At 37.8% G+C, this 22,228-nt stretch carries 20 protein-coding genes, 3 tRNA genes and 1 riboswitch; of the genes, 17 read left to right on the plus strand and 6 right to left on the minus strand.

Annotation, left to right across the window (positions count from 1 at the left end):
- Positions 1-45 precede the first annotated feature (45 nt).
- The 17 genes from KYG33_RS16630 to KYG33_RS16710 all read left to right on the plus strand — a co-directional run bounded on the left by KYG33_RS16630 (position 46) and on the right by KYG33_RS16710 (position 19,268).
- On the plus strand, positions 46-1,275 hold the full coding sequence (locus KYG33_RS16630) for an efflux RND transporter periplasmic adaptor subunit (protein ID WP_219072094.1): 1,230 nt from the start codon (positions 46-48) through the stop codon (positions 1,273-1,275).
- 132 nt (positions 1,276-1,407) lie between these two features.
- On the plus strand, positions 1,408-2,289 hold the full coding sequence (locus KYG33_RS16635; protein WP_219072095.1) for a bestrophin family protein: 882 nt from the start codon (positions 1,408-1,410) through the stop codon (positions 2,287-2,289).
- Between the two features lie 16 nt (positions 2,290-2,305).
- A complete protein-coding gene (locus KYG33_RS16640) occupies positions 2,306-3,202 on the plus strand; it encodes a cation diffusion facilitator family transporter (RefSeq protein WP_180565030.1) in 897 nt (298 codons plus the stop codon).
- 17 nt (positions 3,203-3,219) lie between these two features.
- On the plus strand, positions 3,220-3,639 hold the full coding sequence (locus tag KYG33_RS16645) for a Fur family transcriptional regulator (RefSeq protein WP_077413546.1): 420 nt from the start codon (positions 3,220-3,222) through the stop codon (positions 3,637-3,639).
- A gap of 44 nt (positions 3,640-3,683) precedes the next feature.
- Complete coding sequence (locus KYG33_RS16650) at positions 3,684-5,666, plus strand: heavy metal translocating P-type ATPase (protein ID WP_077413547.1); 1,983 nt, start codon at positions 3,684-3,686, stop codon at positions 5,664-5,666.
- A 778-nt stretch (positions 5,667-6,444) separates the two neighbouring features.
- On the plus strand, positions 6,445-6,807 hold the full coding sequence (locus KYG33_RS16655; RefSeq protein WP_077413548.1) for a hypothetical protein: 363 nt from the start codon (positions 6,445-6,447) through the stop codon (positions 6,805-6,807).
- A 209-nt stretch (positions 6,808-7,016) separates the two neighbouring features.
- A complete protein-coding gene (locus KYG33_RS16660; RefSeq protein ID WP_077413550.1) occupies positions 7,017-7,292 on the plus strand; it encodes a YHS domain-containing protein in 276 nt (91 codons plus the stop codon).
- A complete protein-coding gene (locus tag KYG33_RS16665) occupies positions 7,279-7,956 on the plus strand; it encodes an SCO family protein (protein WP_175627178.1) in 678 nt (225 codons plus the stop codon). The genes KYG33_RS16660 and KYG33_RS16665 overlap by 14 nt, the downstream gene beginning before the upstream one ends.
- Before the next feature lie 187 nt (positions 7,957-8,143).
- A complete protein-coding gene (locus KYG33_RS16670) occupies positions 8,144-8,818 on the plus strand; it encodes a superoxide dismutase (protein WP_219072096.1) in 675 nt (224 codons plus the stop codon).
- A gap of 4 nt (positions 8,819-8,822) precedes the next feature.
- Entirely contained in the window at positions 8,823-9,194 is a 372-nt protein-coding gene (locus KYG33_RS16675; RefSeq protein WP_175627179.1) for a hypothetical protein, read from the plus strand.
- Positions 9,195-9,392: 198 nt separating this feature from the next.
- Positions 9,393-10,223, plus strand: coding sequence for an MbnP family protein (locus tag KYG33_RS16680; protein WP_219072097.1), 831 nt, complete (start codon positions 9,393-9,395; stop codon positions 10,221-10,223).
- Positions 10,224-10,239: 16 nt separating this feature from the next.
- Entirely contained in the window at positions 10,240-11,265 is a 1,026-nt protein-coding gene (locus KYG33_RS16685) for a cytochrome-c peroxidase (RefSeq protein ID WP_411267029.1), read from the plus strand.
- 12 nt (positions 11,266-11,277) lie between these two features.
- On the plus strand, positions 11,278-12,225 hold the full coding sequence (locus KYG33_RS16690; protein ID WP_219072099.1) for a transporter: 948 nt from the start codon (positions 11,278-11,280) through the stop codon (positions 12,223-12,225).
- A 90-nt stretch (positions 12,226-12,315) separates the two neighbouring features.
- Positions 12,316-12,501: riboswitch (cobalamin riboswitch) on the plus strand.
- 108 nt (positions 12,502-12,609) lie between these two features.
- On the plus strand, positions 12,610-14,643 hold the full coding sequence (locus KYG33_RS16695) for a TonB-dependent receptor plug domain-containing protein (protein WP_219072100.1): 2,034 nt from the start codon (positions 12,610-12,612) through the stop codon (positions 14,641-14,643).
- Entirely contained in the window at positions 14,640-15,773 is a 1,134-nt protein-coding gene (locus tag KYG33_RS16700) for a YncE family protein (RefSeq protein WP_180565033.1), read from the plus strand. The genes KYG33_RS16695 and KYG33_RS16700 overlap by 4 nt, the downstream gene beginning before the upstream one ends.
- 14 nt (positions 15,774-15,787) lie before the next feature.
- A complete protein-coding gene (locus tag KYG33_RS16705; protein ID WP_219072101.1) occupies positions 15,788-16,981 on the plus strand; it encodes a cell surface protein in 1,194 nt (397 codons plus the stop codon).
- A gap of 28 nt (positions 16,982-17,009) precedes the next feature.
- On the plus strand, positions 17,010-19,268 hold the full coding sequence (locus tag KYG33_RS16710) for a DUF5074 domain-containing protein (RefSeq protein ID WP_219072102.1): 2,259 nt from the start codon (positions 17,010-17,012) through the stop codon (positions 19,266-19,268).
- A 169-nt stretch (positions 19,269-19,437) separates the two neighbouring features.
- Here the strand turns inward: KYG33_RS16710 and KYG33_RS16715 are convergent, their stop codons facing one another.
- The 6 genes from KYG33_RS16715 to rpsT form a co-directional block, all read right to left on the minus strand.
- Complete coding sequence (locus tag KYG33_RS16715) at positions 19,438-20,226, minus strand: T9SS type A sorting domain-containing protein (protein ID WP_077413559.1); 789 nt, start codon at positions 20,224-20,226, stop codon at positions 19,438-19,440.
- A gap of 220 nt (positions 20,227-20,446) precedes the next feature.
- Positions 20,447-21,220 (minus strand): T9SS type A sorting domain-containing protein, encoded by a 774-nt coding sequence (locus KYG33_RS16720; protein WP_219072103.1) that lies wholly within the window; start codon positions 21,218-21,220, stop codon positions 20,447-20,449.
- A 337-nt stretch (positions 21,221-21,557) separates the two neighbouring features.
- Positions 21,558-21,629: transfer RNA gene (locus KYG33_RS16725), tRNA-Glu, on the minus strand.
- 66 nt (positions 21,630-21,695) lie between these two features.
- Positions 21,696-21,767 (minus strand) — tRNA-Glu (locus KYG33_RS16730).
- 82 nt (positions 21,768-21,849) lie between these two features.
- Positions 21,850-21,921: transfer RNA gene (locus KYG33_RS16735), tRNA-Glu, on the minus strand.
- A gap of 10 nt (positions 21,922-21,931) precedes the next feature.
- Positions 21,932-22,186: a 30S ribosomal protein S20 gene (gene rpsT / locus KYG33_RS16740; RefSeq protein WP_002983073.1), complete on the minus strand. Its 255-nt coding sequence runs from the start codon at positions 22,184-22,186 to the stop codon at positions 21,932-21,934.
- Positions 22,187-22,228: the final 42 nt, after the last annotated feature.

Raw genomic sequence — 22,228 nt, forward strand, 5'->3', positions numbered from 1 at the left:
ATAAAAGCGCTGAAATACAGTATCAGACAAAATACATTCTTAGATATGAAACTCAAATATAATATCATACCCCTTATCCTGATTTCACTATTACTGACAAGTTGTGGAAAAAAAGAAGCTTCAGAAGAAAAAGCTCCTGAGAAAACAGAACAGAAAGAACAGGCACATGAAGAAGCTCGACAAACTATAGCCTCACTCACGGAAGAACAGATGAGGTCTGTAGGAGTGGCTTTGGGAACCGTAGAAATGAAAGAGCTGACATCAACGATAAAAGCCAACGGTTTGCTCAGTGTACCGAACAGTAATAAAGCAACCATCACTTCCCTGTACGGAGGAATTATCAAAACCATCAATATCCAGGTAGGAAGTATCGTGAAAAAAGGACAAGTCATTGCAACCATTGCCAACCCGGAATATATCCAGCTTCAGGAAGATTATCTGACTACCAACAGTAGAATAACCTATGCAGAACAGGAATACAGAAGACAAAGAGAGCTTTTTGATAATGATGCAGGAGCCAAGAAGAACCTTCAGAGTGCCGATGCAGAACTGAAAACCTTAAGAACAAAAAGAGCTTCCCTGTTGAAACAGCTTCAGATGATGGGAATAAGCCCTGGAAAAGTAAACAATGGAAATATGAAATCCAGTCTGGTGATCACAGCACCTATCAGTGGAACGATCAGCAGTATTACAGCACAGATCGGAAGCTATGTAGATATCTCTTCTCCCGTAGCTACAGTGATTGATAACGGCTCCATCCATCTCGATCTTCAGGTGTTTGAAAAAGACCTTCCTAAAATGAGAGTGGGGCAGATTGTTCATTTTAAACTGACCAACAATCCGGAAACCGAATATGATGCAAGAATTTACAGCATAGGATCTTCTTTTGAAAACGAAAGTAAAACTATTTCCATGCATTGCGAAGTGATCGGAAACAAATCCGGACTGATTGACGGAATGAATATCACCGGAATTGTAAGCCTTGATAAAAGTACTACTCCTGCCGTTCCCACAGAAGCCATTGTAGAAGCAGACGGTAAATATTATGTGTTTGTGCAGACTGATAAAAAGGTGGAGGAAGAACATGAAGAAAACGGCAAACCACATCCGAAAACCTTAAACTTTGAAAAAATAGAAATAGTGAAAGGAACATCTGATATGGGATATACCGCGATAACCCCGGTGGGGAATATTCCTGACAATGCAAAAATAGTAGTGAAAGGAGCATTTTTCGTGAATGCCAAACTGGTTAATTCAGGAGAACACGAACATTAATGAAAGTAGCCGGAACCAGTAAAATATCGATTTTTATCATTAAATTAGAGCTGTTTACGTAATTTTTATTGAATGAAAACGGTTGGGGAAAACTCAAGATAACCTCACCGAATTTTAATAAATAACCCAATTATGTTATTAAACAAAAAAATATCAGTCTGGTATTTCATCCGTGAAATAAAAAGCCAAATCCTGTTTATCGGAATATTTGCCATAGCCATTGGCCTTTTGGACGAACTGCCATGGTTTCGCAAGATCTCACTGCCGTTGAATATTCCTGCATTGCTGGGAACGGCTGTATCATTGCTGCTGGCATTCCGTACTTCCCAGTCCTATGAAAGATGGTGGGAAGCCAGAACTGTTTGGGGGGCAATTGTTAACGATTCCCGGACTTTTGTAAGGTTGATTATTCAGTTTATGTCGGTGGGAAATGACAAAATAATAAAAGATTTTGCCGAAAGACAAATTACCTGGACGTATGCACTTGGGGAATCTTTGAGAAAACTGCCGTTTTCTGAAAAAGTTCAGCAATATTTGGATCAGCATCAGATCAAAGGAACCAATATTCCCAATGCAATTCTGGACGAACACTCCAGACAGCTGAAAGAAATTGCAGCTTCCAAAGGATTGACCGATTTTCAGCAGATGCAGCTGAATGATATCATCACAAGGCTCTGCGACAGTATGGGGAAATGTGAAAGACTGAAGAATACGGTTTTTCCACGTTCTTACAGTGTTTTAGTTCATATTTTAATCTATGTTTTTGCGGCAATTCTTCCCTTTGGACTTGATGATTCACAGCTGTTGGTAGAAATTGCCATTACTTTCCTGGTGCCGGTGACATTCATTGCTATTGAAAAAACATCCATCATCATGCAGGATCCGTTTGAAAATGGTCCTGTAGACACTCCGATGACTTCCCTGGCGCAGACCATAGAAATCAATATCAGGCAAATGATCGGTGAGCAGAATGTTCCCCCTAAAAAAGAAAATACATCTTATTATGAAATGTAATTAAACCATACACCATATGGAAAGCACACCAACACAAATTGTTTCTGCAGGAAGCAGACATAAAAAGAACCTCCTGATCGTACTCTGCCTTAGCGGAACCTATCTCATTGCTGAGGTAATAGGAGGAATTGTTACCAACAGTCTGGCGTTATTGGCTGATGCAGCCCATATGCTGACAGACGTTGTAGGATTGTTACTGGCATTTATCGCCATCAAAATTGGAGAAAGAAAAGCAGATCCTTCAAGAACATATGGGTATTACAGGACAGAAATATTGGCAGCCGTAATCAATGCGGTGGTTTTACTGGCTATTTCGATCTATGTTTTATTTGAAGCTTACAAGCGGTTTCAAGATCCGCCGGAAGTACAAAGTAAATCCATGCTGATTGTAGCAGGAATCGGATTAATCGTCAATATTGTCGGAATGATGATTCTGAGAAAAGACTCAGAAAGCAGCTTAAATATGAAAGGCGCGTATTTTGAAGTACTTTCAGACATGCTGACCTCTGTAGGAGTGATGATAGCAGGAGTGATTATGCTCACAACAGGCTGGTACTACGCCGATCCGTTGATCTCAGCCGCAATTGGATTACTGATCTTCCCAAGAACATGGAGACTGTTGAAAGAAGCCATTAATGTGTTGCTTGAAGGAACTCCTAAAGAAGTGGATATTCATGAACTTCGTAAATCTCTGGAACAAGCTCCGGGAGTGAAAAATATTCATGACCTGCATGTATGGTCACTGACATCAAGCGTCAATGCTATGAGTGCTCATGTGGTAAAAGAAGCAGCATATTCTCAGAATCAATTGTTAAAAATATTGACGGATACTACTGTGAATAACTTTAAAATCAGTCATACAACTTTTCAGATAGAAGATGAAGGCTATGAAGAAAATGAAGTCCATCTGTAAAAAATTAAAAACTTACAATGAAAAAAGATATAGAACACAAACTCATTGATAAAAATACCAAACCTACCAGTATGAGGATTTTGGTATATGATTTTTTAAGCTCTCAGGAAGCGGCTTTATCCCTTTCTGAAATAGAAAATTATTTTGACAATGCTGACAGAATTACCATCTACAGAACATTGAAAACCTTTGAAGAAAAAGGAATTGTTCACAGCATTCAGGAAAATACAACCACAAAATACAAATTATGCGAAGACGATTGCGATGAAAAAACACATAAAGACTGGCACCTGCATTTCTATTGTAAAATATGCAAACAAACCACCTGCAAAGAAGATATTTCCTTTCCTGAAAACATACAGACCAATTTCAGGATTGATGAAATACGACTCTTTGCCAAAGGAATCTGCGAAAACTGTCTTGAAAGTTTGCAATAGCATTGCATCAGTCTCACGTTTAAATTTGTATAAAAATATCAGTTATGGAAAAATGCTGTAGTACAACCCCGGAAAAGCCCGATACAAAAGGGCACAAACATAACCATTCAGAAGGAGATGGACATGACCACGATGGCCATGATCATTCTCACGATTCCGCAGATCAGACGGTCTTTCAGATGTTTCTTCCTGCCATTATATCCTTTGCGATCTTATTATTGGGAATTGCCTTTGATAACTATATAAAACCCTTATGGTTTACTGGCTGGGTACGTTTGGTATGGTTCCTGGCGGCTTATATTCCCGTAGGATTCCCTGTATTGAAAGATGCCTATAAAAGTATCATCAAAGGAGATGTGTTTTCAGAATTCTTTCTGATGAGCATTGCAACCATTGGGGCTTTTGTCATTGGAGAATACCCGGAAGGAGTAGCGGTAATGCTCTTTTATGCCGTAGGAGAAGTATTTCAGTCTATGGCAGTGACCAGAGCCAAAGGAAATATAAAAGCACTATTGGATCAGCGTCCTGATGAGGTAACCGTGATGGAAAATAATCAGCCTAAAACAATGAAAGCTAAAGAAGCTAAAATTGGAGATATTATTCAGCTGAAACCCGGTGAAAAACTGGCTCTGGATGGAGAACTGCTTTCAGATTCAGCTTCATTCAACACGGCGGCCTTAACAGGAGAAAGTAAACCTGATACCAAAAATAAAGGCGAAGTCGTTCTTGCCGGAATGATAAACATGAACAGTATTGCTTTGGTTAAAGTAAATACGGCCTATGAAGACAGTAAATTGAGTAAAATTCTGGAACTGGTTCAGAATGCCACAGCGCAGAAAGCTCCTACCGAATTATTCATCAGAAAATTTGCTAAAGTATATACCCCTATTGTAGTATTTCTTGCCATAGGAATCTCTTTACTGCCCTATTTCTTTGTGAGCGATTATCAATTCAGAGACTGGCTGTACAGAGCATTGATTTTCCTTGTCATTTCTTGTCCTTGTGCATTGGTAATCTCTATTCCGTTAGGGTATTTCGGAGGAATCGGAGCCGCAAGCCGAAACGGAATTTTATTCAAAGGAAGTAATTTCCTGGACAGCATTGCAGAGATTCAGAATGTCGTGATGGATAAAACAGGAACGATGACAGAAGGTGTATTCAAAGTTCAGGAAGTAAGCATGAACCCTGAATTTAACAAAGAAGAAATCCTTCAGATGGTCAATGCCCTCGAAAGTAAAAGTACCCATCCGGTAGCAACAGCTATTCACAATTATGTAGGAGATATCAATCACGCCATTCCTTTAGAAAATGTAGAAGAAATTGCCGGTCACGGACTGAAAGCGACTGTTAACGGTAAAGAACTTCTGGTAGGGAATTTTAAGCTGATGGATAAATTCAGTATCAGTTACGATACCAACCACTCCAGTATTGTTTACACCGTGATCGCAGTAGCTTATGACAAAAAGTTCGTAGGGTATATCACGATTGCTGACAGCATAAAAGAAGATGCTAAAGAAACCGTAGACAATCTGCATAAAATGAATGTAAAAGCTACGATGCTGAGCGGTGATAAAGGAACCGTGGTGAAATATGTAGCAGATCAGCTGGGAATTGACAATGCATTTGGAGATCTGCTGCCTGAAGATAAAGTAAATAAGGTTAAAGAAATCAAAGCTAAAAACCAAACGGTAGCTTTCGTAGGAGACGGAGTGAATGACGCACCTGTAGTTGCTTTAAGTGATGTGGGAATTGCGATGGGAGGTTTAGGAAGTGATGCCACTATTGAAACAGCTGATGTCGTGATTCAGGATGATAAACCGAGTAAAATTCCAATGGCAATCAACATCGGGAAACAAACGAAAAAGATCGTTTGGCAGAATATCATTCTTGCCTTCGCGGTAAAAGCAGTTGTTCTTATCCTTGGAGCAGGAGGGTTGGCAACCATGTGGGAAGCTGTTTTTGCAGATGTGGGAGTCGCATTGCTGGCAATTTTAAATGCAGTGAGAATTCAGAGGATGAAATTTTAAAAAGCAAATAATAAGCACAACTAAATTATATTCAATAAAGGCTCTGCTGAATTTCAGCAGGGCTTTTGTTTTAAATTATACATCATACCAGCCATTCCATTGAGATCCATATTATGCTATTGAGACTCCTACGAAGTGACAAGGAGACTGCCTTCGCTTTCCGTATAAACTATGACTGACAATTACAACTAGTATAAAATGATACCCATAGTTTGTCATTCTGTAAGAATCTAATGATCAGTCTCATTATTATCAGTTTTAAATTTTATTGCAGATAAAATCTTCGCGCCTTAAAACAGCAAGTATTTTAAAAAAAACTTGCGTCTTTGCGTTTCCAACATCACATCAAAACTTAATTTAGAAAGGTAATAGGTTTTTTGTTGGATAAACGCAAAGGTGCAAAGAAGATAAAAATTGTGTTGTTTTTAAGGGCGCAAGAAAATCAAAGATTTTCAGCTAGTTTACTTCTTAATTGAATGTCTTATTCAAAAACATTAAGTATTCGGAAACATTTTTAGCGCCTTTATTATTTCAACAAAATAAAAAGCTCTGCCAAAAACATCAGCAAAGCTTTTATCAACAAGATTAAATTGAATATAAAGAACTAAATTTTAGTTTAGGTCTAAAGTTTCAATCAAAGTTCGGGATAATATTATATCGGTGACAGGCACAGTTTTGTAATTTTTATGGGTAACAGTAAACAACCATAATGACATTCATCATAAATCTATTATAAAACAATTTTGAAGTAGTATATTTGTAACAGAGAACTAAAACGTTGAGGTTATTCATTTCCATATTCATCATTTTTACCGTTGCAGTACGTCCCGTCTTGCCATTGGTAAACTATGCTGTGAACTATGATTATATTGTGAAAAACCTTTGTGAGAACCGAAACGTACCCCAATCAACATGTAAGGGAAAATGCTACGTGGAAAAAGAACTGTCAAAAACAGAAAAACAGTCCAATAGCTCCCAAACAATAAAGATTGCAGGATTAGATGTTTTTATTTCTCATGATATCCTTTCTTTTTCTTCTCTTTTGAATTCGGAATCTCTTTCTGAAATTCCTGATTCAAGCTATTTTAATTCTCACTCTTCAGAATACTTTTCCAGGATATTCCATCCTCCGTTGGCTTAATTTTTATTATAAACTATGTTTTTAGTTGATGGAATAGAAGTGCTTAAAACTTTTATTAATAAGTCATTAAAGATATATTCTACAATTAAAATGAATAATTGTAAGCTGTTAGAATACACTATTTCTTTTTGAAGAATTCTGTGTTTTTTCAGACTTATGCATTGTGCCATAATTTTATTTAACATTATTAATTTCAATTTAACATTAAAATGAAATCTCTCATTATTATGACTGCCCTGCTGTCCATATCAATACTGTCGTGTGCCAAGGAAACGCCTCAGGTAAAGCATGCAAGCCATATGGACTCTTCAGGAAAGAAAATAGAAAATGTACTGGTCGTAAATGAAGAAGATCCGATCTGTCACATGAAGACTGCCGGATCTCTTAAAGATACAGCAGTATATAAAAATAAAACGTATGGTTTTTGCAGTGTTTACTGCAAGGATGAATTCAAAAAAAGCCCTGAGAAATATGCCCAAAAATAAAAAAACCAATAATAAAAGTAAGGTAATCATACCGATCGCATTATTTGCATTGCTTTTTCTGGGAATAGGGATAGGAATGGGGTATTTTAAAAAGAACCTTTATACCGTGATGAAAGTTCCCGATTTTGAACTGACGGATCGGAACAGCAAAAAAATCACTAATAAAGATATGTTGGGTAAGGTATATCTTGTAGAGTTTTTCTTCAGCAAATGTCCTACAATATGTCCGGTGATGAATACCAATATGAAGGCTATTCAGAACCAGGTCAATGATCCCAACTTCGGCATCATTTCCATCAGCATTGATCCGGAAAATGATACCCCTGAAGCTTTAAAAGAACATGCTAAAAGAATAGGGGCGACATCTCCCAACTGGCATTTCCTGACAGGAGACCGTACATACATTGGTGATCTTGCTGATAAATTTAATATCTACGTAGGTGACAAGGAAGATGAAGGAGAAAGCCTGAACCACAGCGGAATGATTGCCCTGGTAGATCAGAATGGAAATATCAGATGCAGATATAACAAAGAAAATATGCCGATTCTGTATTATTCAGGATTAAATTATGGAGATCCGGAAGGTAAAACACCTCTGCTGACGGGAAAGTATCACCCTGACAGAGAAATCCTGATTGAGGATATTAAGAAATTATTGAAATAAGGGAGATGGGAGCGCGAAGCTGGAAGCTGGAAGTTCTTCCAGACGGTAAAGCTGTAGCGGTTTTTAGATAGCTATAGAAGTAAATAGAAGTTGAAGGATTTATACTTTAATGCCAATTACTTCCAGCCTCCATCTCCCATCTTCCAGCTTAGCAAAAAAACATTGTTCAACCATAAACAAAAACGTTATGAAGATTTTGAAAATAGCTGCTGTAACTGCAGTTTTCGCGGCCCAGTTTACACTGGCTCAGTTTAAGCAGACACCTCTGCCATACGCTTATAATGCTCTGGAAGGAAATATTGATGCCCAGACTATGGAAATTCATTATTCAAAACATGCGGCAGCGTATGTAGCTAACCTGAATAAAGCAATTACAGGAACTCCACAGGAAAAGGAAACGTTGTTTCAGATTCTTTCCAATGTTTCAAAACTGCCTGCTGCAGTAAGAAATAATGCGGGAGGACATTATAACCACGAACTGTTCTGGACTGTTCTGACCCCTCAAAAAAATACACAGCCTTCTGCAAAATTAGCAAAAGCCATCACTGAAACTTTCGGAAGTATAGAGGCTTTTAAAGAAAAAATGGCTAAAGCCGGAGCGGATCGTTTCGGTTCAGGATGGGCCTGGCTTTCTGTAGGAAAAGATGGAAAATTGTTTGTTTCCTCTACTCCTAACCAGGACAACCCTTTGATGGATGTGGTAGAAGAAAAAGGAACTCCTATTTTCGGAATTGATGTCTGGGAACATGCTTATTATTTAAAATATCAGAACAAAAGAGCAGATTATCTTACCGCTATCTGGAACGTGACGAACTGGAAAGAGATCAGCAGAAGATATGACGAAGCTTTAAGTAAGAAATAGTCTGATGAAATTATTTTACAGCATACTTTTTACTTTATATATGGTGCTAAGACCTTTGGTGCCAGTGGTAGAGTATGCTGTAAATTATGATTATATCATTAAAGTTCTCTGTGTGAATAAATCCAGGCCAGAAATTCACTGCAATGGAAAGTGTTACTTGAGCAAAGAGCTGGCAAAAGCCAATAACGAGACAGAGTCTACTCCTTTCAATAAAATAAAAAACTCAGGACAGAAAATTCTTGATATATATACATTGCCTGAGATAACAGAGGTTATCATTACTGGAAAAATTATACTTTCCAATTTCAACTTTATCTATGAAACAGCATATTCCTTTCTGTTTCTGACTCATATTTTCAAACCACCGGTTTTTTAAGTTAAACCATCACTATTCAACCACAAAAGTCACAAAGCTTACATCAATTAAAAATCAAAGATTTAAAAAAGTGTAAGTGTTCTTATTGTGCATAAAATCTATCACTTAAAAACTTAAGTGTAGGAACTTTTGTGCCTTTTGTGGTAAAAAAGAATGTTTTCACATTACATAATTAGTATTCAACTTAAAAAATCAACAATGAAAATCTATAAATTTTTATCACTATTCTTTATTGCCTTTACTTTATTCTCTTTTGCAGCCTGCGAAAGCAGCAGGGATGACGAAAATCCACAGGATACCACACCCGGAAAACTTCAGATCAAATTTGAAAACGGATTTAATAATGTAGGAGATGTTGTTTTAAATCAGACGGTTCAGACTTCTTCTCAGGGACAAAAACACAATTTTTCGGCTTTAAAATATGTCATCAGTAACATATCACTGATAGACGAAAACGGAAATGAATTTAAATACAATGAAAACAATCCTGATAAAGGCGCTTTCATAGTAGATCAGGCGGATGCGGTAGCCGGAATTATATACCTGAATCTGGATGGTATTCCGAAAAACAATTATAAGAAAATAAAATTCGGATTGGGAATCAGCCAGAAAGCCTACTTACTGGGACAAGATGGTCAAGCGGAATTCTGGACAAAAGCCAAGCAGAAAGGGCTGACGTGGTCATGGGCTGCCGGGTATATTTTTGTGAAACTGGAAGGGAAATATGGAAATGATGCCCCTTCAAAGGAATTTATGAATCATACAGGAAATATGGGAAATGTTACCGCTAATGAACAGGCTGACCTATACCGTGAAATCACATTGAATCTTCCGACAACAGCAAGAGTGACGGGACAAATTCGTCCTTCTGTCCATATTCTTGCGGATCTGAATCAGTTTTTGAGTGGAGATAAAGCGCTTACCCTTACTACAACTAATGATATGTTGATGGGCTCAAACCAGCATTTGGTAGACGTTACCAATAACCTTACCAAAATGTTTAAAGTAGACCACGTTCACAATGATTAATTTTCTTATTAAAAGGATGTTGGTTCTGCTTGTATTGATTATGAGCTGTATTTCCTGTTCTGATGAGGTGATTCAGCCACTGGAAAAAGATGAAGCATACAATCTGCAGTTTCCTTCTTATTTTACGGAAATGACTTTCGATAAATCAATCAATCCGGTAACCAAAAACGGAGTAGAGCTGGGCCGAAAATTATTCTATGAAGGAAGACTTTCCCGAAACAATACCATTTCATGCGGCTTCTGCCATATTCAGGAAAATGCTTTCACCCATCACGGACATACCGTAAGCCATGGTGTGGATGACAGAATAGGAATCAGAAATGCGCCACCCATTCAGAATATGGCTTTTTTGAAAAGATATATGTGGGACGGTGTTATTCATAACCTCAATGAACAACCGATAAGCCCTATTACAGATGTCAATGAGATGGACAGTTCTATACCGGAAGCCATTTCAAAAATAAAAGATGATCAGAAATATAAAAAACTTTTCAGGGAAGCGTACGGAGATGAAACCATTACCGGAGAAAGAATTCTAAAAGCACTGTCACAGTTTATGGCTTCTTTAATTTCTGCAGATTCAAAATATGACAGGTTCAGGCAGGGAAAAGAGCAGTTTACTTCTACAGAATCTCAGGGAATGGCTTTGTTCGGACAGAAATGTGCCTCTTGCCATAGCGGAGAATTATTTACCGATGAAAGCTTCCGTAATACAGGAATGTATTATAACACCGAGTTCAAAGATGCAGGGCGTTACAGAGTTACTCTTAATCAGGTAGACTGGATGAAATTCCGTGTTCCAAGTTTGAGAAACGTAGAATATACAGCACCTTATATGCATGACGGAAGGTTTTACACATTAGATGCTGTACTCAATTTCTATTCAGAACAGGTGGAAGATAATGCGAATCTTGATCCTCAGCTGAAACAGAATGGTCATACAGGAATAGCCATGAATAGTCAGGAAAAACAGTCGATTATTGCTTTCCTGAAAACATTGTCCGACAAAAGTTTTATATCCAATCCAAAATTTGCAGAATAAATTATAGAAAACATGAAGAAGATTATAGCAATACTATGTTTAATGGTATTTAGCCTGAGCCAGGCAAATCTGGTTAGAGACAGTATGTATATTGCTCAGAATGGCTTTAGCAGAATTGATTTTGATGATGACTGTGATGCATGCGGTTGTGCGGCCGGTAACGGATCATCCGGTTTTGAATCTTTGCTGAATCCACAGTTTATCGGAATCAAATATTTTGCACAGCATTACAAAGCAAAAGAAAATTTATTTGTAAAAGATCTTACACAGGATCAGTATTTTAATACCTTACAGCTTTGGGGAAAAATTCCATTGACTAAAAAACTAAGTGTATATGCAAGTCTGCCATTTCATTTTCATGAAAAAAGGACTATGCAGGGAGATATCAAAATCAACGGAATCGGAGATCTGAACCTGATGGGAATCTATCAGCTAATGAGCTCTAAAGATAATTTCCATCACGTGAGCGGAGGTTTGGGCGTGAAAATTCCTTTGGGAAAGTTTGATGAAAAAGGAGCATCCGGAGTCAATCCGAGTTTTCAGTTGGGAACAGGAAGCTGGGATTATCAGGCGGCTTTGAATTATAAATTTCAAAAGAATAAAGTAGCTGTATTGGTCAATACAGACTATACAATCAAAACGGAAAATAAGAAGAATTACCATTTCGGAAACCAGTGGAACTACGCTGCAACAGGATTTTATCAGGTTGCAGGAAATGAAAAATCTATCTTTTCTGTAAAAACCGGAGTGCAGGGAGAAGTGTATGCTCAGAACAAGCAGTTTGATGAAGCCCTGCCCAATACAGCCGGAAGTGCATTGTATGGGAAGATTGGGTTTGAAGCCTCTTATAAAAAACTGAGCCTGGGAAGTGAACTCATGCTTCCTATGTATACCCATTTGGCTGGTGGTGATATTGAAGCAAAATCCAGATTTAGTATTTTCCTGAATATCGGAATTTAAATAAAACCCCTTTTTAATCATGTTAAAGCTCCTTCGGGAGCTTTAATTGTTTATGAATCATGATTTTAATTGGGGGTTAGGAATAATTTTTTATCTTTGCCGAAATTTGGTGAGCCCTAAAAAGCTCTTAAAAGGGAATCCGGTGAAAATCCGGAACAGACCCGCTGCTGTAAGCTCCGCACCAAGATTTTTGAAGAATATATCCACTGTTTTTTAATGGGAAGGATTTCAAAAATGGAGTAAGTCAGAAGACCTGCCAGAAAATAATCGTTTGACGCTTTCGTGGAATAAAGCTTAGGACATCAATGATTCTGTGCAGTGACAGCTGTGCTTTGTCGTTGTATTCTTATATCCATTAGCGTCTTCATTATCCTAAATGAGCTAATGGCGGCAAAACTAATTACTTCTGCAATTCATAAAGCTGTTTTCACAATACTGGTGTTAACATCTCACCTTTTGTCTTCTCAAACCAAGAAAAAAGACAGTGTTCAGGAAGAATCAATCAAAGGGATCAACCTTTACAAGAAAAACTTCAAAGAAATTCTTCCGGCACAAACCCTGCAGGGCGAGCAGCTGGAAAGACTGAACAGTCATTCTGTAGCAGATGCTCTTCGGTATTTTTCCGGTGTTCAGATCAAAGACTATGGAGGGATTGGCGGATTGAAAACCATTAATGTCCGAAGCCTCGGAAGTCAGCATGTAGGCGTTTTCTATGATGGAATTCAACTGGGAAATGCACAGAACGGACTGGTAGATCTGGGAAGATATTCTTTGGATGATCTGGAAGAAATATCATTGTATAACGGGCAGAAAAGCGAGATTTTTCAGCCGGCAAAAGATTTCGGTTCTTCGGGATCTATCTATTTACAGCCTAAAACGCCTGTATTTAAAGGAATAAAGAAAACCAATCTTGTGATAAGAGCAAAAAGTGCCTCCATAGACCTTTTTAATCCGTCATTCCGATTGGAACAGAAAATTTCAGACAGAACTTCTGCCAGCTTCAGTGGAGAATTTCTGCAAAGTGATGGGATTTACAGATTTCGGTATGCCAAGAAATATCCTGATGGACAGCAGGCTTATGATACAATTGCAAAGAGGCAGGACTCAGATATCAAAGCGAAACGTTTTGAAACTTCGTTAAACGGAACTTTAAATAACGGAAGCTGGAATGTAAGAGGCTATGGTTATATTTCAGACCGTGGAATGCCGGCTCCTATTGTGAATGGCCGTTTTGGAGGAAGAGGAGCAAGACTTTCTGATGAAAATTATTTCGTGCAGGCCAATCTTCGGAAAAAACTGTTTCCCAGATTTGAAACTCAGCTGAAAGCAAAGTTTGCCTACGATTACACTCATTTTATGGATACTGTTCGCTCGCAGTCTATTATTCATACCGATAACACCTATATCCAACGAGAGCTCTATCTTTCCTCATCCAATATCTATTCTATCACATCCAATTGGGATGTCAGTCTGAGCGGGGATTTTCAGTACAATAATCTGGATGCCAATCTGGATAACTTTTCTTATCCTACACGTTACACTACATTGGTTGCATTGGCAACAACGTATCAGTGGAACAGATTCAAGATCCTGGGCAGCCTTTTAGGAACTTTTACTTTTGAAGAAGTAAGAAAAAATAAAAGACCCGGAGACAGCAGAGAATGGACCCCAGCTGTATTTATGAGCTACCAGCCTGAAATAATTCCTGAACTTACTTTAAGAGCTTTCTATAAAAGGATTTTCCGACTGCCAACCTTCAATGATCTGTATTACACTAATATCGGAAATACTTACCTGAAGCCGGAATTTACCAATCAGTATGATGTAGGATTTACGTATCAGAAGAATTATAAAAACCGATTCTTTACATCCTTTTATGCTAAAGTAGACGGTTATTACAACAAAGTACAGGATAAGATTGTTGCAGCCCCTAACGGAAGTATGTTCCGCTGGCTGATGATGAACCTTGGACGGGTTGAAATCATAGGTGCTGACGTGAATGTTCAGGCAGAAATGCAGTTAGGAAAAGTAAAACTGAGACCCTTGCTTTCCTACACTTACCAAAGTGCAAGAGATATGACAGATCCGGAGGATACATTCTACCGAAATCAGATTCCTTACACACCATGGCATAGTGGCTCCTTCACCCTGATGGCGGACTATAAAGACTGGAGTTTCAATTACAGTGCGATGTATGTAGGAGAAAGGTATGATGTGAACCAGGACAACATTCAATACAATTATGTACAGCCTTGGTATACCCATGATCTGTCTGTTCAGAAAAAATTCAACTGGGCGAATCATCAATTTAAAGTAAGCCTTGAGATGAATAATATTTTCAACCAATATTATGATGTAGTGATCAATTATCCGATGCCGGGCAGAAACTTTAAACTTATTCTAAACTTTACCTTATGAGAAAACTAAACTTTTACTTTTTATTTCTTGTCTTAGCTTTTCTTAGTTCATGCCGTACGGATGATATTATTGTCCGCCAGGAAGTGGTAGAGGGACTTCCATCAGAAAATACAGCAATCAAAGGTTTCTACATGCTGAATGAAGGAAATATGGGAAGCAACAAATGTACCTTGGACTTTTTTGATTATACCAAAGGAACCTATTACAGGAACATCTACGCGGAGATTAATCCGAATGTTGTGAAAGAACTGGGAGATGTTGGAAATGATATTAAGATCTACGGAAGCAAGCTGTATATTGTTGTCAATGTTTCCAACAAGATTGAAGTGTTGGATGCCAAAACAGCCAAACGTATTACTTCTATTCCATTACAGAACTGCCGTTATTTAACCTTTAAAGGAGGGAAAGCTTATGCCAGCAGCTATGCAGGTCCGGTAGCGGTTAATCCAAAAGCACCCAAAGGAAAAATTGTGGAAATTGATACAGTTTCTCTTTCCATCCAGCGTGAAGTGGTAGTAGGGTATCAACCGGAAGAAATGGAAATTGTAGGGAATAAATTATTTGTGGCCAATTCCGGAGGATACAAAGCTCCTGATTACGACAATACCGTTTCTGTAATAGACCTGAACACTTTTACTGAAATCCAAAAATTAAATGTTGCGATTAATCTTCACCACATTAAAAAAGATAATTACGGTGATCTGTACGTGAGTTCAAGAGGAGATTATTATAACGTTCCTTCCAGCCTATACCTTATAGATGCAGCAACAGGAATTGTTAAAAAAGATTTCCACCTCGCAGTGAGTGAAATGACAATCGTTAATGATAAACTCTATTTCTACGGAAATGAATTCAATTACAACACACACAGCTATAAGAAGAGCTTTGGGATCATTGATGTAAAAACAGAACAAATTATTGCCAACAGCATTTTTGACAAAGAATACGAAACTGCGATTAAAACACCTTACGGAATTGCTGTAAACCCAATCACAGAAGATATCTATATGACAGATGCCAGAAATTATGTTTCTATGGGATTTGTCTATTGCTTTGATAAAAACGGACATTTTAAATGGAAAACAGAAGGCGGAAATATCCCTGCCCACTTTACCTTTTTATACAAATAACCAAACTTTAAGAAATGAAGAGAAATACCTTTACTTATTTAAAAATCGGAGTTTTATCATGTTTCCTGGCAGGTGTAATAGCCTGTAAGCACGATGATGAAGAGGAGTTTACCTTTAACGGTCTTGATGATTCTTATTCCATTGAACGTTTAAAGGTTTTGAGTATTCCAACCAATGCTTCAGGATCGGTTACGTGGAGTATCAATGATTCTATTATCTCTCAAAATTCAGAACTTGAATTTATCAGCCCAACAGCAGATGCTTATCCGCTGACTTTAAAAATTAATAACAAAGGAAACGAACAGGTTTATCATTCTAAAATCATTGTTACCAAAGAGAAAACACCTTACAGTAAATATATTGCTAAAGTATTGGAATTCCGTCCTGCTGTAGGACAGTTCATGAATGAAATTCCGGAATATATGCCTGGAAATACCGCTGCAAATATGCTTCAGAAAGCAAACGAATCGTTGGTGGGAGGTAATTCTACCATGATCAGTCTGGGCGGATATGGCGGATATGTGGTTTTCGGTTTTGATCATACCATTCCGAATTTGAACGGAAGAGATTTTAAAGTGTTAGGAAATGCATTCTTTGGAAATGATGCCAGTGATCAACGTTCAGGATCATGTGAGCCGGGAATTATTATGGTAGCCTACGACAGAAACAAAAACGGAAAACCTGATAATGATGAATGGTATGAAATTGCAGGCAGCGAATATTTTAAAAACGCAACAGTAAAAGAGTACAGTATAACGTACCATAAACCTGATGAAAATAAAACACCTGTAGCCGGAACCGAATTCTGGCAGACCGATGTAGAATATATCAAGTGGAATGATAATCTGGGGAATCAAGGTTTTAAAACAAAAAATACGTTCCATGTACAAAGCTATTATCCTTTATGGTTTACCGATAGTTCTTACGGCTTTTCGGGAACAAGACTGGCAAACAATTTTTACGATCAGAATGGTGACGGATCGTATTGGGTAGGAAAGTCATATGATTTCGGATACGCTGATAATGCTCCGAATAATGACGAAGCTTCCAATATTGATATTTCATGGGCTGTAGACAGAAACGGAAAATATGTGAAACTTCCCGGGGTAGATTTTATGAAAATATATACAGGAGTCAATCAGGAAGCTGGCTGGCTGGGAGAAGTTTCTACAGAAGTGGCAGGAGCCTACGATTTACATTTCAAATAATAATTCAATCTATTTAAATTAATAAAAAATGAAAAAGTTTTACCTTTTTATGATGCTTTTTCTGTTTGCATGTCTATCAAATGCACAGATAAAAGTTCAGGGCGTACCCAGAAATGATATTTCGGGGATCAGCAAGCTTAATACCACCACAATCAGTTTTTCTGATATTCAGTATTGGGTAGGATCAGGAGCTAACCAAGCTGCTTTTGTAGTGCAGTGGAACGACAGTAAAAACCCTGACGCTATGGTTTGGGGATTCAAATGGGACGGGAATGCTACAGGTGAAGATATGCTTAAAGCTATTGCTAAAGCAGATCACAGACTTTACACATTGCTGTATCAGGGAACACAATTTGGGTCAGCAGTAGGAGGAATAGGTTTTGACATAAACGGTCAAGGTACCAATGCACTGATCAAAAGCGGAAATGCCACTTATCCGTTATATCCGGTGAATGGTTTCGTTAATACAACAGCTTATGATTTTGACAGCTATACTATCGTAGATGCTGCCAACGATCACTGGCAGTCCGGATGGACGGTTAACGGGTATTGGTCTTATTGGGTAAAAAACCCTGCAGATGCTGATTTCGGATATTCCAGCGTAGGAGCTTCTTCACGTGTATTAGAAAACGGCTCATGGGATGTCTGGAACTTTAACGTAGGCTTTAATTCTACCCCAATTTCATCTACGCTTACCCCTGTTTCTCCTTATGTAGCATCCAATAACTTTACCAACGGATATTTCATGGTGAACGAAGAATGGTTTGGTCATACCAACGGTTCTGTGAACTTTATTGACAATAACGGTCAGATCAATTACCGTGTGTACAGTAATGCAAACAACAACCAGGCTTTCGGTGCAACTACACAATATGGAACCATCTATGGAGACAAATTCTATTTTGTATCAAAACAGGCTGCCGATGGAGGAGATACTCAATATACTCCGGGAGGAAGACTTGTTGTAGCTAATGCACAGACTATGCAGAAAATTGCCGGGTTTAATAACATTGGAGGCGGTGATGGAAGGTCATTTGTAGGAGTAAATGAGCACAAAGGATATATTGGTACTTCTACCGGAATTGTTCTTTTCAACATTGATAATTTACAGGTAGGTTCTTTAATTGCCGGAACTGGCGGCAGCGGACAGATTGGAAATATGATCCGTACTTCACAATATGTATTCGCAGTGAAGCAGGGAGTAGGAATTTTAGTAATTAATCCTAATACAGATACGGTAGTGAGTACCATTGCCGGAGGTTTCTATTCTGTTGCTCAGGCTAAAGACGGAAGCGTATGGGGAATTCAGGATCAGAAGCTGATCAGCATCAATCCCACTACTTTTGCCACACAGGTTTACAATATCCCAACAACGAAGTATATTGGAGATTGGGGAGCATGGAATGCTGGTAAATTTTCAGCAAGTAATAAAGAAAATGCCTTATACTGGATCAATTCAATCAGCAGCTGGAGTTCAGGAACACAGATTGTAAGATTTGACGTTACAACGAAAACATTTAACGAAAACTTTGCCGCAATTCCAGGGCAGACAGGACAATTTAAGCAGATTCCTTACGGTGCGGCTCTTCGTGTAAATCCTGTTACCGGTGAACTTGTTCTGAACACAACAGAAAGCGGATACGGAGCACACTATCAGAAAAACTGGATCCATACTTATAATATGGCCGGAGCTCTTATCAGTACAAAAACTTTGAATGATTACTATTGGTTCCCGGCATTAACGGTATTTACCAATAACTCAGCTCCTGTTGTGAGTAACGTTTTACCTTCACAGGTTACAGCAGGAAATACTACTGCGATTGATTTGAAATCAATAGTTTCTGATGCAGACAATATGACTGTTTCAGTTGTGAAGTCTATCAAATCAAACAGTAATCCTACAGTAGTTTCTGCAGTAATTAATGATAATGATGAGGTGGTTTTAACACCACTTGTTGCAGGTACATCTGATATCGTGATCAGGTTTAACTCAAATGGTAAGTTAGTAGAAAAAACACTCACAGTAAACAGTACGACTTCAACTTTGGCAACTGCTGAGGTGAAGAAACTTGAATTTGGTATTTATCCGAATCCGGTTACTGATATTCTTACCATCAAAACACAGGAGAAAATCCAGAATGTTTCTATGTATGATGCTTCAGGAAGAATGGTTAATGCGCAGCTGAACAACGGACAAATCAATGTAAGCGCGCTTCCAAAAGGTATTTATATTTTGAAAGCCATTACAGATAAAGCGGTATATCAGCAAAAAGTAATTAAAAACTAATACTATTTTAGATAGCAAGTCTTGTTAATATAACCCTGGCCAGTTTTGGTCAGGGTTTATTAATGAAGTGATAGAGATTTTTTTATCATGAAAAATAGTAACACATTATTCCTAATAAAAAACCCGGCAAACTTGAAAAGCCTGCCGGGTTTGATCTGTTGTGGATATTTTATTTGATGATTACCTTTTTAGAGTAAGTTTTTCCTTCTTTCGTAGTAAGGTTCATGATGTATACTCCTTGTGGCTGCTTTGTTTCAAATGTATTTGATGTTAGCTTGGAACGGAATACTTCTTTTCCTGAAGTATTGGTAAGACTAACCTCCGAACCTTGTGTAGAAATATTTTTGTCAAGAGTAAACTGTCCATTCTGACTGTGAGCCATGAAATTGATGAACGGATCTTTGTACTGATATCCATAGTATACTCTAAGCTCACCACCAATATTCAGTAATCCTGAATTCACATTGATTTTGATACGGTCAAAAGGAATGTTCATGGTAAGTTCAATCTCACCTTTGCTTGGGTCTCCAGCTCCAAGGTTGAGCAGGCTGGTACTAAGATTTTGGCGATCGTTGTTGGAAACATCTCCATTGAATGTCTCAATTGATACACCTCCCAATACCTGAGCAGATAGTGGAGTACCATTTGAACCAATTCCAATGACAAGCTTATTGGTGTTATTGGCGATATTGGTCGTTGGGAAGATCAATGTCTGTTCCGTTCTCGCCAAAAGGCCTACTGAAACCTGGATAGTAGAGTAGTCAGTTTCGTTACTTCCTACTGCATTTTGAGGATTCAATACTCCGCAGCCTAAGCATACTCCCAATACCTGGTTGGTTTGGCTGCTTACATAGGTTTTCACAATCTGTGCAAAAGACATTGTGCTTGTTAAAAATAGGAATGATGCCAAAACTGCAGCTTTCATGGTGCGTTGGCCAAGTAATAAATAAGTTTTCATATGTAGAAAAATTTTGGGTTTTAGTTTCGTGTAAATTTATAAATAAAATGATTATGTTGCTTATTTTATTTCATATTTATGTGATTTGTTAATAATTTATTGATATTTATAATTATGAATTTATTTTTACTTAATAATTTGTTTTTGTATTTCGCTGAAAATGAATGCAAAAAAATACGGTAGTTAAAAGTCTACCGCATGTATCATATCGCTTATTTTATTATTTAATTAAAATTTTTCTGGAATATGTTTTTCCTTCTTTAGTCTGCACATTCATTATATAAACTCCTTCAGGCTGTCTCGGTTCAAAAGTGTTTGATTGTAATGTAGAACGAAATACTTCTTTACCAGAAGTGTTGAATAATGTGACTTCTGAGCCTTCTGCCGGAACATTTCCTCCAAGTGTAACCTGTCCGTTTTGACTGTGGGCCATAATGCTGATCAATGGATCCTGATAAGCATAATAAATTCGGAATCCGCCGCCAAGACTCAGTACACCTCCCGTTAAGCCTATTCTTATTCCGTCATAAGGTTTTGCCGGCTTGAATTCTACTGTTCCTCTGTTTGGTATTGCTCCCAGTTTAAGAAGACTTACATCTATCGTTCTGCGGTCCTCATTAGAAGTGCCTCCATTCATAGTTTCAAGAGTTACTCCACTTAATAACTGTACAGATAATGGAATGTTGTCTGTACCAATTCCTACAACCAGTCTTGTGTCTGATCTTAGGTCAGGAAAAATCAGTGTTTGTTGAATTCCACCCAACAAAGCTGTTCCCAATACCATTGTTGAATAGTCATCTTCGTTATACCCAACTGCATTCAAAGGATTCTCGATGTGACATCCCAGGCAGGCTACACCAAATACACCTGAGCTTTGAGCGTGTGCATAAATTCTGTTTTGTGCAAAAGATAATGTGCTGGTTGAAAATAGAAATAAAGCCATTAATCCGGCCTTAAAAGAGAATCGGTTTCCCAGAAGTAAATTAATTTTCATGTTATTTATTTTTATTGTGAATAGTTTTAGCCAAATTTAAGGATTAATAGACCAAGTAAAAAATAATATTTCCATTATTGGTGATGTTTTTAATGAAATTTAATATGGTCTTGTTATCGGATGACAAAGACTATTGATTCTTTGGATTGTATAAGAGGAAGATGCAAAAATTGAAGAGTATCTTTTGTTGGGTATAATTCAATGGAGGATTCCCAAAATGATAGGGTAGTGTGGTAATTTAGGAGATCCGGTGATTAAATAAGTAAGATACTGCCGGGTAAAGATGGTCCGAATGTATGTATAAAACAAAAAAAGGACTTTCGAAAAAATCCTTTTGTAGCCCGTAGGGGAATCGAACCCCTCTTACCAGAATGAAAATCTGAGGTCCTAACCGATAGACGAACGGGCCCTCTATCTTCCATTACCGAAATAATGTGTTAGTTTTTGTTTTTATAAGTATCAACTCTTAATCTTGTAGCCCGTAGGGGAATCGAACCCCTCTTACCAGAATGAAAATCTGAGGTCCTAACCGATAGACGAACGGGCCGGTTAGATTTATTTTATATATAGCTTTTCTACTGTGATCTTTATAAAACCACCGTTATTACAGTGGTTTTATAAGATGTAAGTAGCCCGTAGGGGAATCGAACCCCTCTTACCAGAATGAAAATCTGAGGTCCTAACCGATAGACGAACGGGCCAGCTATATTTTTACGCTAATTTATTAACGTGCTTTGTCAATTTGCTTTTCAAGTTAGCCGCTTTGTTCTTGTGGATAATATTTTTCTTAGCTAATTTATCCAATAAAGCGATAACTTTTGGCAGTTGTTCTGTAGCAGCAGCTTTGTTCTCTTCATTTCTTAAAGCTTTTAAAGCTGTTCTAGCAGTCTTGTGGTAATATCTGTTACGAAGTCTTCTAGTTTCGTTTTGTCTGATTCTCTTTAGTGCTGATTTATGATTTGCCATATCGTTTAAATGTGAGTGCAAAACTATAAACTTTTTTTAAAA

It is taken from the genome of Chryseobacterium sp. D764, assembly GCF_019317325.1.
Taxonomy (GTDB): domain Bacteria; phylum Bacteroidota; class Bacteroidia; order Flavobacteriales; family Weeksellaceae; genus Chryseobacterium.

What these genes read in the sequence shown, in the direction of transcription:
- KYG33_RS16630 (WP_219072094.1), top strand. Translation starts at nt 46, where the DNA reads ATGAAACTCAAATATAATATCATACCCCTTATCCTGATTTCACTATTA.
- KYG33_RS16635 (WP_219072095.1), top strand. Translation starts at nt 1,408, where the DNA reads ATGTTATTAAACAAAAAAATATCAGTCTGGTATTTCATCCGTGAAATA.
- KYG33_RS16640 (WP_180565030.1), top strand. Translation starts at nt 2,306, where the DNA reads ATGGAAAGCACACCAACACAAATTGTTTCTGCAGGAAGCAGACATAAA.
- KYG33_RS16645 (WP_077413546.1), top strand. Translation starts at nt 3,220, where the DNA reads ATGAAAAAAGATATAGAACACAAACTCATTGATAAAAATACCAAACCT.
- KYG33_RS16650 (WP_077413547.1), top strand. Translation starts at nt 3,684, where the DNA reads ATGGAAAAATGCTGTAGTACAACCCCGGAAAAGCCCGATACAAAAGGG.
- KYG33_RS16660 (WP_077413550.1), top strand. Translation starts at nt 7,017, where the DNA reads ATGAAATCTCTCATTATTATGACTGCCCTGCTGTCCATATCAATACTG.
- KYG33_RS16665 (WP_175627178.1), top strand. Translation starts at nt 7,279, where the DNA reads ATGCCCAAAAATAAAAAAACCAATAATAAAAGTAAGGTAATCATACCG.
- KYG33_RS16670 (WP_219072096.1), top strand. Translation starts at nt 8,144, where the DNA reads ATGAAGATTTTGAAAATAGCTGCTGTAACTGCAGTTTTCGCGGCCCAG.
- KYG33_RS16675 (WP_175627179.1), top strand. Translation starts at nt 8,823, where the DNA reads ATGAAATTATTTTACAGCATACTTTTTACTTTATATATGGTGCTAAGA.
- KYG33_RS16680 (WP_219072097.1), top strand. Translation starts at nt 9,393, where the DNA reads ATGAAAATCTATAAATTTTTATCACTATTCTTTATTGCCTTTACTTTA.
- KYG33_RS16685 (WP_411267029.1), top strand. Translation starts at nt 10,240, where the DNA reads ATGTTGGTTCTGCTTGTATTGATTATGAGCTGTATTTCCTGTTCTGAT.
- KYG33_RS16690 (WP_219072099.1), top strand. Translation starts at nt 11,278, where the DNA reads ATGAAGAAGATTATAGCAATACTATGTTTAATGGTATTTAGCCTGAGC.
- KYG33_RS16695 (WP_219072100.1), top strand. Translation starts at nt 12,610, where the DNA reads ATGGCGGCAAAACTAATTACTTCTGCAATTCATAAAGCTGTTTTCACA.
- KYG33_RS16700 (WP_180565033.1), top strand. Translation starts at nt 14,640, where the DNA reads ATGAGAAAACTAAACTTTTACTTTTTATTTCTTGTCTTAGCTTTTCTT.
- KYG33_RS16705 (WP_219072101.1), top strand. Translation starts at nt 15,788, where the DNA reads ATGAAGAGAAATACCTTTACTTATTTAAAAATCGGAGTTTTATCATGT.
- KYG33_RS16710 (WP_219072102.1), top strand. Translation starts at nt 17,010, where the DNA reads ATGAAAAAGTTTTACCTTTTTATGATGCTTTTTCTGTTTGCATGTCTA.
- KYG33_RS16715 (WP_077413559.1), bottom strand. Translation starts at nt 20,226, where the DNA reads ATGAAAACTTATTTATTACTTGGCCAACGCACCATGAAAGCTGCAGTT.
- KYG33_RS16720 (WP_219072103.1), bottom strand. Translation starts at nt 21,220, where the DNA reads ATGAAAATTAATTTACTTCTGGGAAACCGATTCTCTTTTAAGGCCGGA.
- rpsT (WP_002983073.1), bottom strand. Translation starts at nt 22,186, where the DNA reads ATGGCAAATCATAAATCAGCACTAAAGAGAATCAGACAAAACGAAACT.